13 protein-coding genes are annotated in these 12,698 nt (G+C 70.5%); 5 read left to right on the top strand and 8 right to left on the bottom strand.

The window, feature by feature from the left end; genetic code table 11:
• Positions 1-582 precede the first annotated feature (582 nt).
• From rplI to rpsF, 4 genes are read right to left on the bottom strand one after another with little or no spacing between them, the layout of a single operon-like run.
• The gene (gene rplI, locus FHX44_RS17095) at positions 583-1,032 is read right to left on the bottom strand and encodes a 50S ribosomal protein L9 (RefSeq protein ID WP_147256700.1); all 450 of its coding nucleotides are present in this window, start codon (positions 1,030-1,032) and stop codon (positions 583-585) included.
• Between the two features lie 14 nt (positions 1,033-1,046).
• Entirely contained in the window at positions 1,047-1,283 is a 237-nt protein-coding gene (gene rpsR, locus FHX44_RS17090) for a 30S ribosomal protein S18 (RefSeq protein ID WP_013678623.1), read from the bottom strand.
• Positions 1,284-1,318: 35 nt separating this feature from the next.
• Positions 1,319-1,828, bottom strand: a complete 510-nt coding sequence (locus tag FHX44_RS17085) for a single-stranded DNA-binding protein (protein ID WP_147256699.1) — start codon at positions 1,826-1,828, stop codon at positions 1,319-1,321.
• Positions 1,829-1,841: 13 nt separating this feature from the next.
• On the bottom strand, positions 1,842-2,192 hold the full coding sequence (gene rpsF / locus FHX44_RS17080) for a 30S ribosomal protein S6 (RefSeq protein WP_147256698.1): 351 nt from the start codon (positions 2,190-2,192) through the stop codon (positions 1,842-1,844).
• Positions 2,193-2,430: 238 nt separating this feature from the next.
• On the opposite strand from rpsF, the gene FHX44_RS17075 reads away from it, so the two are divergent.
• From FHX44_RS17075 to FHX44_RS17065, 3 genes are all read left to right on the top strand, one after another.
• Positions 2,431-3,201, top strand: a complete 771-nt coding sequence (locus FHX44_RS17075) for a deoxyribonuclease IV (RefSeq protein WP_147256697.1) — start codon at positions 2,431-2,433, stop codon at positions 3,199-3,201.
• 40 nt (positions 3,202-3,241) lie between these two features.
• Positions 3,242-4,630, top strand: coding sequence for a glycosyltransferase family 87 protein (locus FHX44_RS17070; protein WP_425469137.1), 1,389 nt, complete (start codon positions 3,242-3,244; stop codon positions 4,628-4,630).
• A 182-nt stretch (positions 4,631-4,812) separates the two neighbouring features.
• Positions 4,813-5,304 (top strand): TSCPD domain-containing protein, encoded by a 492-nt coding sequence (locus FHX44_RS17065; protein ID WP_147256696.1) that lies wholly within the window; start codon positions 4,813-4,815, stop codon positions 5,302-5,304.
• Between the two features lie 12 nt (positions 5,305-5,316).
• Here the strand turns inward: FHX44_RS17065 and FHX44_RS17060 are convergent, their stop codons facing one another.
• Genes FHX44_RS17060 through FHX44_RS17045 form a run of 4 tightly spaced genes read right to left on the bottom strand, consistent with a single transcriptional unit; the run spans position 5,317 to position 10,393 of the window.
• Positions 5,317-5,910 carry an NUDIX hydrolase gene (locus FHX44_RS17060; protein WP_147256695.1) on the bottom strand — a complete coding sequence of 198 codons (594 nt, stop codon included), beginning with the start codon at positions 5,908-5,910 and terminating at the stop codon, positions 5,317-5,319.
• A gap of 19 nt (positions 5,911-5,929) precedes the next feature.
• On the bottom strand, positions 5,930-7,441 hold the full coding sequence (locus FHX44_RS17055) for a glycosyltransferase family 87 protein (protein WP_147256694.1): 1,512 nt from the start codon (positions 7,439-7,441) through the stop codon (positions 5,930-5,932).
• A complete protein-coding gene (locus tag FHX44_RS17050) occupies positions 7,438-9,948 on the bottom strand; it encodes a transglycosylase domain-containing protein (RefSeq protein WP_246170441.1) in 2,511 nt (836 codons plus the stop codon). The genes FHX44_RS17055 and FHX44_RS17050 overlap by 4 nt, the downstream gene beginning before the upstream one ends.
• Positions 9,949-9,982: 34 nt before the next feature.
• Positions 9,983-10,393 carry a DUF5318 domain-containing protein gene (locus tag FHX44_RS17045; RefSeq protein ID WP_147256693.1) on the bottom strand — a complete coding sequence of 137 codons (411 nt, stop codon included), beginning with the start codon at positions 10,391-10,393 and terminating at the stop codon, positions 9,983-9,985.
• Positions 10,394-10,572: 179 nt separating this feature from the next.
• On the opposite strand from FHX44_RS17045, the gene FHX44_RS17040 reads away from it, so the two are divergent.
• Complete coding sequence (locus FHX44_RS17040; protein ID WP_147256692.1) at positions 10,573-11,160, top strand: PadR family transcriptional regulator; 588 nt, start codon at positions 10,573-10,575, stop codon at positions 11,158-11,160.
• Positions 11,153-12,232: an inositol-3-phosphate synthase gene (locus tag FHX44_RS17035; protein WP_147256691.1), complete on the top strand. Its 1,080-nt coding sequence runs from the start codon at positions 11,153-11,155 to the stop codon at positions 12,230-12,232. Before FHX44_RS17040 ends, FHX44_RS17035 begins: the two co-directional genes overlap by 8 nt.
• Positions 12,233-12,698: the final 466 nt, after the last annotated feature.

Raw genomic sequence — 12,698 nt, 5'->3', positions numbered from 1 at the left:
CGCCATTGTATCGAACAAAGGTTCGATAAGCTCGACGACGTCCGGATGACGTCCCGGAGAACGGGAACCGTCGGCCGAGTCGAGTCCTCGCACCCCGCAAGGCAGGTTAAGGGCCTGCTCCGAAGCGACCAAACCAGCCTGTGCGCGAAGCTGTGGACGGGCTGGGGACGGATCGGTGCCGCGCAGGGAAGACACAGGGGGCAACCTGTGGAAGACGTGGGGACAACTAGTCAATCTTCGGCGTATGTGCAGGTCAAAGCACTATAGGCAGATGTGGACAACTTTCTCTCGCGACACGCCGGACGAGGCGCTCTCGGCGTGTCGCCACGCCGCGGAGACCGCCCACTCGGCGCCTTCGGCCGAGCACTCGGCGACGCCGCCGTCACTTCTCGGCGCGCCACCTGGACGGGTGGCTCGACACCTCTCCGGAGTCCGCGGAAATGTGAACGGGGCGGAACGGTGGATCCCTGATCCACGTTCCGCCCCGTTCACTCTGAGTAACAGCGACGGCTGTACAGAAACGAGCGAGCCGTGTCCGCGGAGGTGCGGACACGGCTCGCTCGGCTCGTGCGATGAGGTCGATCAGCTGGCGACGACGTTCACGTCCAGCTCGGCGGTGACCTCGGGGTGCAGCCGCACGGCGACCTTGTGGGTGCCGACGGTCTTGATCTGCCCGGACACCTCGACGGTGCGCCGGTCGAGCGCGGGGCCGCCCGCGGTGCGGACGGCCTCGACCACGTCGGCGGCCGTGACCGAACCGAACAGGCGACCGGAGTCGCCCGCCGCCTTGGCCTTGACCGTGACGCTGAGCGCGCCGAGCTGGCCGGCGACCTCCTTGGCGTGGCCGAGGTCGCGGATCTGGCGGGCGCGCTGGGCGCGCTGGATCGCCGCCACCTGCTTCTCCGCGCCCCGGGTGGCCACGATGGCCAGCTTGCGGGGGAGCAGGAGGTTGCGGCCGTAGCCGTCCTTGACCTCGACGATGTCGCCCGGAGCACCCAGGTTGGGCACGTCGGCGGTGAGGATGAGCTTCATACCGGTACTCCTCCTCAGCGAGCGGTCGAGGTGTAGGGCAGCAGCGCGACCTCGCGGGAGTTCTTGACCGCGACCGCGACGTCACGCTGGTGCTGACGGCAGTTGCCGGTGACCCGGCGGGCCCGGATCTTGCCGCGGTCGGAGATGAACTTCCGCAGCAGGCCGGTGTCCTTGTAGTCGATCTCCTGGGCCTTGTCCTTGCAGAACGCGCACACCTTCTTCTTCGGCTTGCGCAGGACGGGCTTGGCCATGGGTAGTACTCCTGGTTGTTACGAGAGGCGTGGGGTCAGAAGGGGGGCTCGTCGTCGGCGATGGGGCCGCTGCCGGCAGGCGGCGCGGATCCCCACGGGTCGTCGGCGGGGGCTCCACCGGAGTACCCGCCGCCACCACCGCCGCCGCCACCGCCGCCGTAGCCTCCGCTGCCGCCGCCCCGGTTCACCTTGTTGACCTTGGCCGTGGCGTAGCGGAGCGACGGGCCGACCTCGTCGACCTCGAGCTCGACGACGGTGCGCTTCTCGCCCTCGCGGGTCTCGAACGACCGCTGCCGCAGGCGCCCGGACACCATCACGCGCATTCCGCGCGTGAGCGACTCGGCGACGTTCTCCGCCGCCTGCCGCCAGACGTTGCACCGCAGGAACAGCGCGTCGCCGTCCTTCCACTCGCCGGACTGGCGGTCGAAGGTGCGCGGGGTGGACGCCACCGTGAAGTTGGCGACCGCGGCCCCGGACGGGGTGAAGCGCAGCTCGGGGTCGGCGGTGAGGTTGCCGATCACCGTGATGACGGTCTCGCCGGCCATCGCGTCGGCGCCCTCAGCCCGCGGTGGCGGGCGCGGCCCGCTTCGGCTCGGCAACGGCCGCGCGCGCGGCCGCCTTCTTCGGCTCGCGACGCAGCACCTTGGTGCGCAGCACGGACTCGTTGAGGCCCAGCTGGCGGTCGAGCTCCGCGACGGTGGCCGGCTCGCAGGTGACCTCGAGGACGGCGTAGATGCCCTCGGCGTGCTTGGCGATCTCGTAGGCGAGCCTGCGCTTGCCCCACACCTCGATCTTCTCGACAGTGCCCTTGTCGCTGCGAACGACGTTGAGGAACGTCTCCAGGGACGGCGTCACAGTGCGCTCGTCCAGGCTGGGGTCGAGGATGACCATCAGCTCGTAATGACGCATGAGAACCACTCACCTCCTATGGACTGGAACGGCCGCGGTCCTTCCGCGACAGGAGGTTCTCATCGGACCCCGACAACAATCGCCGCCATCGGCGGCGCGCGGCGCTCGGCGAGCGCCGGTCGGGGTGACGCATCGAGGCTACCAGCGCGAACGCTGCGACCCGCGCGCGGGACCGGCGTTCGCGATCGCACACGCACCCATGGCGCCGCCGTCGGGGGTGGTCACTACTCTGGCCCGCATGCTCATCGGGGCACACGCGCGCGAGGACGACCCGCTCGTCTCGGCGGCGGAACGCGACGCCGACATCGTGCAGCTGTTCCTCGCCGACCCGCAGAGCTGGAAGAAGCCGCCGAGCCACCCTCAGGCCGCCCAGCTGCGGGAGAGCGACCTCACGGTCGTGGTCCACTCTCCCTACCCCGTCAACCTGGCTTCGCTGAACAACCGCATCCGCATCCCGTCCCGCAAGATCGTGGTGCAGCACGCGGAGCTCGCCGCCGAGCTCGGGGCGATCGGCCTCGTCGTCCACGGCGGGCACGTCACCCAGGGCGAGGACGCCGCGAAGGGCTTCGAGAACTGGCGCAAGTTCATCGAGCGGCAGATGGACGCGGGCGGGTTCGCGGTCCCGATCTTCATCGAGAACACGGCCGGCGGGGAGAACGCGATGGCCCGCCGGTTCGAGGACCTGGCCCGCCTGTGGGACGCGGTCGGCGAGTTCGGCGTGGGTTTCTGCCTCGACACCTGCCACGCGTTCTCCGCGGGCGTGGAGCTGGTTGACGTCGTCGACCGCGCCAAGGCCATCACCGGCCGGATCGACCTGGTCCACCTCAACAACTCGCGCGACGAGTTCGGCTCCTCCCGCGACCGCCACGCCAACATCGCCGACGGCACGATCGATCCCGAAGCACTGGTCGCCGTGTGCGCCGCGGCGGGCGCCCCGGTCGTGGTCGAGACACCGGCCGAGGGTCAGGCCGCCGACATCGCATTCCTGCGTGAGCGGCTCGGAGCGTGACGCCGGTGGCAGTGGCGGAACCCGTCCGCGGGTCCGGGCCGTGACCGGCGCAGCGGTGGGCACCGCACCGGGGGAGCAGGTCTCGGCCGCGGTGCACCCGGCCGCCCGCGCCGGCCGGCTGGTGCTCGCGGCGCTCGTGCTGCTCACCGGCGTCACGCTGCTGCTCGGCTACGAGAACAAGGCCCGCTGCACGGGCCCCGAGTTCGACCAGGCCGGCCGCAGCGCACCCGACTACAGGGTCCGCATCGAGCGCGACGTCTGCTACTCCGACATCCAGCACCTGTGGATCGGCCGGGACATCGACCGCCACGTCTTCCCCTACGTCAGCGGGTCGATCAGCCCGGAGGGCCAGCTGCTCGGGGGCTCCGTGGAGTACCCGGTGCTCACCGGGCTGCTCATCTGGGGTGGCGCACTGTTCGCCGACACCGACGCAGGCTTCCTCCTCGGGTCGGCGCTGCTGATGGCGCCGTTCGGGCTGGTCACCGGCTGGCTGCTGGGCCGGCTCGCGCGATGGCGGGCGCTGTTGTGGGCGCTCGGGCCGCCCCTCGTGCTCTACGCGTTCCACAACTGGGACCTCCCGGTGGTGGCCTGCGCCGTGGCCGCGGTGTTCGCCGTGCACGGCTGGCGCACCGACCGCACGCTCGCCCAGCGCGGCACCGTGGCGGGCGTGCTGCTCGGGCTGGGCTTCGCGTTCAAGCTGTACCCGGGTGCCTTCGTGCTGCCGCTCGCGCTGTACGTCCTCGTGGCCTCGCAGCCCGGCCGGCTGGACTGGCGCGCGGCGGTCCGGGGGCCGCTCGCGGCAGCGGCCACCGTGGTCCTGGTGAACGTGCCGTTCATGCTCGCCGGCTACGAGGGCTGGCGGGCGTCGTTCACGTTCCAGCAGCTGCGCAAGGTGGACTTCACCACCAACTCGATCTGGTTCTGGGGATTCCGCCCCGAGTCCGACCCCGACAACGTCGACTTCCAGTCGACCATGGACTGGCTCTCGCCCACCCTCGTGCTGCTGTCGTTCGCGGTGGCCGTCGCGGTGGGCTGGTGGCGCTACCGCCGCGAGGGCATCTACCCGTGGGTAGGGGTGAGTGCGGCGATGCTGTGCGGCTTCCTGCTGCTGCACAAGGTCCACTCACCGCAGTACACCCTGTGGCTCCTGCCGTTCTTCGTCCTGGTGCGGGTGCCGTGGTCGCTGGTCGGTGCCTACCTCGTCGCGGACCTCGCGATGGGGATCGGCATCTTCCGCTGGTACTACCAGCTCCATGCCGGCCTCCCGTCCGGCATATACGACGGCTTCGCCGCGCAGGCCGTCACGGTCGGGGTGTGGGGCCGGGCGGCGCTGCTCGTCGCGTTGTTCGTCGTGTTCCTGCGCGTCCACGACCGGCTCGCGGTCGCGGCGTCGCCGCGGCGCACGCCGTTGGCCGAGTCGGTGGGTTAGGCACCGGTACAGCGCACCCCGAGGGGCCGCACCGGAGCACCCGATCGTCGCCAACCCCCGGTGGGGACGGCGTTTCGCCGCTGGATTGTCGGCCCCTCGCGGTACCGTGCGAACCACAACATCTAGTGGCGATGTCGCGTGGATCACCTACATGTGGCATCGGAAAGGACACCGGCCCGTTCATGGCGCTTCCCGCACGCACCAGCGACCCAGCCCACTCGGCGCGGCAGCGGATGCCCCGCTCCCGCCGGGGTACCACCACCTCGTTCCAGGTCGCGGGCACCGAGTTCTGCGTCATCGCGAACGCCGACGAGCACGGGTCGCTGGGGGAGGTGTTCGCCAGGTTCGGCAAGGAGGGCTCCACCACGGCCGGTCTGATGGACCTGCTCTCGATCGCCGTCTCGCTCGGCCTGCAGCACGGCGTCCCGCTGGAGGAGTTCGTGGCGAAGTTCCGCAACCAACGCTTCGAGCCGATGGGCATGACGGACGACCCCGACATCCCCCAGGCCAGTTCGGTGGGCGACTACCTCGCCCGTCGGCTCGCCCACGACTGGCTGGACGTCGGCTCCCGCAAGGAGCTCGACCTCCTGACCCCCGACGAGGAAGCCGAGCTTCCGGCCGACGCGTACGCGCCCACCCCGCTGCGCAGGCCCGTCCGGGTGGCGCGCTCCTGATTCCCGGCGCAGCTACCGCCAGGCGAACACCGGCTGCTCGAAGTGGGCCACGCGGGTCGAACGGCCCTGCAGCACCACCTCGCGGAACTGGTGGAGCACGGCAGCGGTGGGCGCGTGCACGTACCGGCCGAGTATCGGCAGCTGGATCACGGGTGCATCCGACTCGGTGATCGTGACGAACCGCGGGTCCACGTCGATCGCGTCGAGGGACACCCGGTGCACCTCGGACACCTCCACCGGGTTGGGCCGCAACACCGGCTCGATGCCCGCCCACAGCACCACCGGCGTGATCAGGTACCCGGACCGCGTGGCGTAGTCGTCGAGGAGGCCCAGCTCGGCGTCGGCGTCCAGCACGAGGCCGAGCTCCTCGGCGAGCTCGCGACGGGCTGCCGCGGCCGGGGCCTCGCCCGGGTCCGTCCGGCCGCCCGGTAGCGCCCACTGACCGGCGTGCCCGCGCAACGTCGCCGCGCGCCGCGTGAGCAGGAACGCCGTGCCGTCCGCGACGAGGGTGATCCCGACGGCTGCCGGCTTGAGGTCCGGCCGATCCAGCGGCTGCCGGGAGAAGCGCCGCAACGCGGCGTCGACGTGATCGCGGGAGACGGGCACACCGGAAGCGTGCCAGCGGTCAGGCGGTCGTGCTGACCACCTTCGGGGGAGAGCTCGTCGCCGCGGGCCAGTCCGGGTCCGCGTCGACCGCTTCCCGCGCCCTCCGCACCGGGTCGGTGTCCGGGCGGAGCACTGTGCGCACCACCAGCACGCACAGCAGCACGACGACCGCGTCGCGCAGCACCACCGTGCCGAGGAACCAGTCCGGCGGCAGGCCCTTGTTCGCCGGGGTCAGGTAGTAGTACATCCGCGGTGCCCACACCAGCGCGTCCACCGCCATCCACGCCAGCAACAGCCGCCAGTGCGGGAGCGCGAGCACGGCGAGCGGCACGAGCCACAGCGAGTACTGAGGGCTCCACACCTTGTTCACCAACAGGAACGACGCAACCGTGAGGAAGGCGAGCGATGCCAGCCGCGGCGGCTGCGGTGCGCGCAGCGCCAGCACGCAGATCGCGACGCAGCAGAGCACGAAGAGCGCGGCCGACACGGCGTTGAGCACGGCGGGCGGCTCGCCGTCAGCGAGCTTGCCGTCGAAGCCGTGCCATCCGGTGAAGTACTGCACGACGAAGTAGAGCGAGTCCGGGTCGGCCGGGCGGGTGCGGTTGAGCCGGAAGAACTCCGCCCATCCCGTGAGGTACAGCAGCGCCACCGGCGCGTTGACGAGCACGAACGCTCCCACCGCTGCACCGATCGTGCGCAGGGCCGTGCTGATCCGGCGCGTGCGCAACGCCACGAGCAGGACAGGCAGGAGCAACATCAGCGGGTAGAACTTGAAGGCGCCACCGATCCCGAGCAGCGCGCCGGCGAGCAGCGGCCTCCGCCGGGCGAGCGCGAGCATCCCCGCGGTGGCGCAGGCGACGGCGAGCGCGTCGAAGTTGGTGAACACGTGCACCGCCACCAGCGGGGACAGCGCGACCAGCACCGCGTCCCACGGACGACTCGGCCGCAGCGCGTGCACCGCCCACACGGCCACGAGCCAGGCCAGCGCCAGCCATGCGGCGCTGATGTCGAAGTAGACGACGACGGGGAGCGCCGAGGGCAGGAGCGGGACCACGTTCGCTGCCGACACCCACGCATCGGCGAGCCGCGCGTTGACGTACTGGAAGTACCCTGTGAGCACCGGGTACTCCATGTACCGCACCTGCTCGTCGTCGGTGCCCTCTCCCTCGATCCACGGGTCGCGGTAGGGCACGGCACCGCGGTCGAGCCCTTCGATCCCCCAGAGCGGGACCGTGTCCGAGTAGCACATCGCGACGTACTGGCGGTTGTTGCGCCAGTCCAGCGCGACCGTGCCGTCATCGGTGGTGTACTGCTGCAGGCAGGGGGCCTTGCCCATCCAACCGAGCGCCAGCACCGCCACCGCGAGCAGCAGGATCACGCGCAGCGGCGTCCAGAACCGGCTCCGGCCGACGAGGGCGTGCCTGCCGAGCGGCCCGCCGATCAGCCGGCTCGCGGCGACCGCGAGCGGCTCGGACCAGGTGGGAACGACACGGGCGGGCGGGTTGTCCGGCTCCCGCACCCGCCGACTCACCCGACGGGACCGCTGTCGGACGTGCGGTCCACGGCCGAGCGGTCCGACTGACCGCGGCTCGCCGATCCCGACGTCCCGGACGTGCCCGTGTCCTGCGTGTCCGCGGACGTCGGCTGGTCGCTGCTCCGGCCGCCGTCCTCGTCTCCGCTGAAGTTGTTCGACCGGGAGTTGTTGTCTCCCGAGGAACCGTTGTCGTCGTCGGACGACCGGCTCGAGTCGCTGTCCCGGTCCTCGTCGCTGTCCGAGTCCTCGTCGTCCTCGTCGTCCTCGTCGGATGAGGACGACTCCTCGGAGTCGAACGACTCGTCGGTGGGCGGATCACCGATGGGGACGAAGGTGGAGAACTGCTCCGGCGGGTCGTCCTCGGTGGCCGTCTTCATGAACCCGTGCCAGATCTGGCCGGGCAGACCGCTGCCGAAGATCGGGCGATTCTGCGCGTTGCGGATCGGATCGCTCTTGTCCGTTCCCACCCAGACGGCCGTGGCCTTCCCCGGGGTGAACCCGACGAACCAGGCGTCGCGGTTGTCGGTGGCGCTGCCCTCGAGCTGCGCGGTGCCGGTCTTCGCCGCGACCTGGCGGCCCGGCAGGCCGTATCCCTTCTTGCCGGCCACGTCGAGCATCGCCTCGATGACGTTGCGCGCGACCTGCTGCGACATCACCTGCCGTCCGGTGTCGTCGCTGTGCTCGTAGAGGACCTCACCGTCGGCGGCCTCGACCCGCGACACGATGTAGGGCTCGTGGTAGACGCCCTCGGCGGCGAACGTGGCGTAGGCGGAGGCCATGTCGACCGGGTGCACCTCCTTGTCGCCCAGCGCGATACCACCGGTCGGGTTGGGCAGGAGGTCGTCCGGGATGCCGGCCTGGTGGGCGGCCTTGGCGACGTTGTCCGGTCCGACCTTGATGCCCAGCTCGTAGAACCAGGTGTTGATCGACTCTGTCATCGCGTACTTCGCGCCGCACAGTTCACAGCTGACGCCCTCGACGTTGCGCACCACGCCGGGCCGGCCGGTGAACGCCCGTGGTCCGCTGCCGTCGAGTTGGGTTCCGAGGCCGAAGCCGTCGTTCCCCTCCAGCGCGGCGGCCAGCACGAAGGGCTTGAACGACGACCCGGGCTGGCGGAAGGCCTCGCCCGCGTAGTCGATGCCCAGCCCGTTGGTCCCGCCGTAGTAGCTGAGGATCGCCCCCGTCTTCGGGTCGATGGAGACCAAGCCGCTGCGCAGGTTGTCGGGCTGCCGCGCCATCTGCTTCTTCACGACGTCCACGGCCTCGGCCTGCAGCGGTTGCTGGACCGTGGTGGTGACGGTGACGCCACGGGTCGCGATCAGGTCCTGGCTTACCCCCTTGGCCTCGAGCTCGGCGAGGGCGCGCTCGTAGATGTGGAACCGGTCGTCGTCGGGGACGCCACCGCCGGAGTTCTCCTGGACCTCCGGGAGCGCGGGGAAGGTCTGCGTGGCCCGCTCGGCCCGGTCGAGCCATCCCTGCTCGACCATGCCGTCGAGCACGAAGTTCCACCGCTCCTGCGAACGCTCGGGGTTCTTCGCGGGGTCCCAACGCGACGGGGCCTGGATGACGCCGGCGAGCATCGCACCCTCCGACACCGTCAGCTGCCCGACGTCCTTGTTGAAGTACGCGTGCGCCGCCGCCTGGACGCCGGACGCCCCTCGTCCCCAGTAGATCGTGTTGAGGTAGTTCTCGAGGATCTCGTCCTTGGTCTTCTCCCTGGAGATCTTGACCGCGAGGACGACCTCCTTGTACTTGCGCCAGAGGGAGAAGTCGTCCTCGCCGGTGGAGACCTTGATGTACTGCTGGGTGATGGTGGAACCACCACCGACACCGCCGGTGAGCTGGTTGTAGACCGCGCGGCCGATACCCATGAAGTCGAAGCCGGGGTTCGAGTAGAAGGAGCGGTCCTCCGCGGACAGCACCGCGTCGCGCACGTGCTTCGGGACCTTGTCGAGCGTGACCGCGATGCGGTTCTCGTTGTCCGGGCGCACGGTGGCGAGGTCCCCACCGTCCGCGAACTTGAAGGTGGCCACCTGCGCGAGCGCCACGTCCTGCGACGACGGCACCGGGAAGATGAACCAGCCGACGACGAACGCGACGAACGGGCCGAGCAGCAGCAGTCCGAGCACGACGTAGGAGATCCGGCGCACGCGGCGCCACGGCGAGACCTTCTTGCGCCCGCGACCGCCCGGTGCGGGTCGGCGGGGGCGATCCGCGGGCGCGGTGCGGGGGCCGTGACCGGACACGATGGCGGTGGGGTCGTCGTCGTCATCGTGGGTGAGCAGGGGGACCGCCTGCCTGGACCCCGGGGGCCGCCTGCCCTGGAGCGGCGGACCGTCGGCCCGGTAGCGCTGCGGCGGAACGCGGGGGTCCGGTGGCGGGCCCTGCCTGCGCTGCGCGCCGGGCGGCGCGCCCGGGCCACCGGGCCGGGGCGGCGGGCCACCGTACTGGTTGCGGGGACGGCCCCGCGGCGCGTCGAACCGGGGGTCGCGCTGATCACTCACCGCTGCTCCGGGGGTTCGGGGGAAGGGTTTGCGGTCACTCGGCGGCGGTCCTGCGTCGGTCGGACCTGCGGCTGTGGGGAGCGTCGCCGGTGCCCATCACGTAGGACAGAACGAGGTGATTCCAGCTGCAGGTGCGGCAGACCTCCACCACGTACACGGAGAAGTCGGCGTAGACGTTCGCCAGCTGCTCGATCTCCTCTGGCTTGCGTGCTGATCCCGCGGCGTGCTTGAGCTCGTCACCGAAGATCCACGAGACCTGCGTGAGCCGCTCCTTGCGGCAGACCGGGCACTGGCGATCGGTGGGCTCACCGTGGAAACGCGCTGCTCGGAGCAGGTACGGGCTCGCGTCGCACACCTCGGCGACACCGACCCGACCGGAGTGGACCTCAGCGAGCAGCGCACGGCGCTGCAACGCGTAGTCGACCACCTGCCGCTGGGTGCGCACCCGGTCAGGGTACGCGGACCCCACCCGCGAACGCGCGTGAACGCCTCCGGCAGCCCGATCGATCTACGGCGGATCACCCGCGCCCGATCTCGGGACTGCGCCATGATGTATCGGCCCGATATACTGCCTCGCGCTATCGGCACGTGGTATCGCGGCGCGGCAACGGAGGTGAGGTCGTCGTGCTCGAGCTGGCGATCCTCGGCCTGCTCCAGGAGGCCCCGGTCCACGGCTACGAGCTGCGCAAGCAGCTCGGGCTGAGGCTGGGCGGCTTCCGGCTGTTCTCCTACGGGTCGCTGTACCCGGCGCTGCGCCGCCTCACCCGCGCCGGCCTGATCGTCGAGGACCCCGAGCAGCCGGCACCGGAACCCGGGGCGTGGCCCCGGCGGAGCCGTCGTGTGTACCGGATCACAGCCGAGGGCAAGGAGCGCCTCGCCGAGCTGCTCTCCGAGGCCGGACCGCACGCGTGGGACGACGAGGGCTTCGGCGTCCACCTCGCGTTCTTCTCCCGCACACCCGCGGAGACGCGCATGCGGATCCTCGAGGGCCGCAGGAGGGCGGTCGAGGAGCGCCGTGAAGGGCTGCGGGCGGCCCTCGTCCGGGCGCGGGAGCAGATCGACAACTACACCCAGCAGCTCCACCAGCTCGGCCTCGACACCTGCGAGCGGGAGGTGCGGTGGCTCAACGAGCTGATCGCCACCGAGCGCGCGGCGCAGGGCGAGGCGGAACCCGCAGACCAGGAAGACGAGAGAAGGAGCCGCAATGAGTGAGGTCCGTGTCGCCGTCGTCGGCGTGGGGAACTGCGCGGCGTCGCTGGTGCAGGGCGTGCACTACTACGCGGACGCCGATCCGGCCACGCGCGTGCCCGGCCTGATGCACGTCGACTTCGGTGGGTACCACGTGCGCGACGTCAAGTTCGTGGCCGCGTTCGACGTCGACGCCAAGAAGGTCGGGCGCGACCTCTCCGAGGCGATCTCGGCCAGCGAGAACAACACGATCAAGATCTGCGACGTCCCGCCGCTCGGCGTTCCGGTGCAGCGCGGCCACACGCTCGACGGGCTGGGCCGGTTCTACCGCGAGACGATCGACGAGTCCGACGACGAGCCGGTCGACGTCGCGCAGGTGCTCCGCGACACCCGCGCCGACGTGGTCGTGTCCTACCTCCCGGTCGGTAGCGAGGCGGCCGACCGCTTCTACGCGCAGGCGGCCCTCGACGCGGGCGTCGCGTTCGTCAACGCCCTGCCGGTGTTCATCGCCTCCGACCCGGAGTGGGCCGAGAAGTTCCGCGTCGCGGGCGTGCCGATCATCGGCGACGACATCAAGAGCCAGGTCGGCGCCACCATCACCCACCGCGTACTCGCCCGGCTGTTCGAGGATCGCGGCGTGCAGCTCGACCGCACCATGCAGCTCAACGTGGGCGGGAACATGGACTTCCTGAACATGAAGGAGCTGGAGCGGCTGGAGTCGAAGAAGGTCTCGAAGACCCAGTCGGTCACGTCGCAGGTCGACCGCGACCTCGGCAAGGAGAACGTCCACATCGGGCCGTCGGACTACGTCGCGTGGCTCGACGACCGCAAGTGGGCCTACGTCCGGCTCGAGGGCAGGGCGTTCGGCGACGTGCCGCTGAACCTGGAGTACAAGCTCGAGGTCTGGGACTCACCCAACTCCGCGGGGATCATCATCGACGCCGTACGCGCGGCCAAGCTCGCCAAGGACCGGGGAATCGGCGGGCCCGTGCTCTCCGCGGCGAGCTACTTCATGAAGTCCCCGCCCGAGCAGTACAGCGACGACGTCGCCCGCCAGGCGGTGGAGGAGTTCATCCGCGGCGAACGGGAGCGCTGACCCCCTCCACCGGCTCCGGCACCCCATCCGGCCCCGGCCGTGGCCCTACCGCCACGACCGGGGCTGATTCGTTTGCAGATCGACAACCTTTCCCAAAACTCCGCCTCCGTTCCATTCCGGAAGCAACTTCACTCGTCTGATGCAATCACGAACGCATCTCGTCACATCTTGTGCCGCAGGTCACCCATGCTGCGGAGATCAACCCGGTCACGGAGCAGTACGCGCGTCCGGAACGTGCCCTATTCGGCCCAATCGACGGTGAGCAGGTTCACCGGATAGCGACCGATGAATTGAGAGCTTCGTCATGACTGGGCATTGAAATGCGTTCGTAATCTGCCGGACGGCTCTGCGCCACCGACGCTCAACGGGAGCGGCGGGCGCAGGGTCACCGCCGGACAGGCGGGATGTGGCACGGCCCGGATGCGAGATGGGGCCGTGCAGGACGCATCCCGTCGGTTCCTGCGGG

This window comes from Pseudonocardia hierapolitana (assembly GCF_007994075.1).
Taxonomy (GTDB): Bacteria; Actinomycetota; Actinomycetes; order Mycobacteriales; family Pseudonocardiaceae; genus Pseudonocardia; species Pseudonocardia hierapolitana.
The sequence above is the reverse complement of the archived record's forward strand: the minus strand, read 5'-3'. Positions and strand labels throughout refer to the sequence as shown.

Excerpts from the sequence above, each read along its gene's own strand:
- rplI (WP_147256700.1), bottom strand. The coding sequence starts at position 1,032 with ATGAAGCTCATCCTCACCGCCGACGTGCCCAACCTGGGTGCTCCGGGC.
- rpsR (WP_013678623.1), bottom strand. The coding sequence starts at position 1,283 with ATGGCCAAGCCCGTCCTGCGCAAGCCGAAGAAGAAGGTGTGCGCGTTC.
- FHX44_RS17085 (WP_147256699.1), bottom strand. The coding sequence starts at position 1,828 with ATGGCCGGCGAGACCGTCATCACGGTGATCGGCAACCTCACCGCCGAC.
- rpsF (WP_147256698.1), bottom strand. The coding sequence starts at position 2,192 with ATGCGTCATTACGAGCTGATGGTCATCCTCGACCCCAGCCTGGACGAG.
- FHX44_RS17075 (WP_147256697.1), top strand. The coding sequence starts at position 2,431 with ATGCTCATCGGGGCACACGCGCGCGAGGACGACCCGCTCGTCTCGGCG.
- FHX44_RS17065 (WP_147256696.1), top strand. The coding sequence starts at position 4,813 with ATGGCGCTTCCCGCACGCACCAGCGACCCAGCCCACTCGGCGCGGCAG.
- FHX44_RS17035 (WP_147256691.1), top strand. The coding sequence starts at position 11,153 with ATGAGTGAGGTCCGTGTCGCCGTCGTCGGCGTGGGGAACTGCGCGGCG.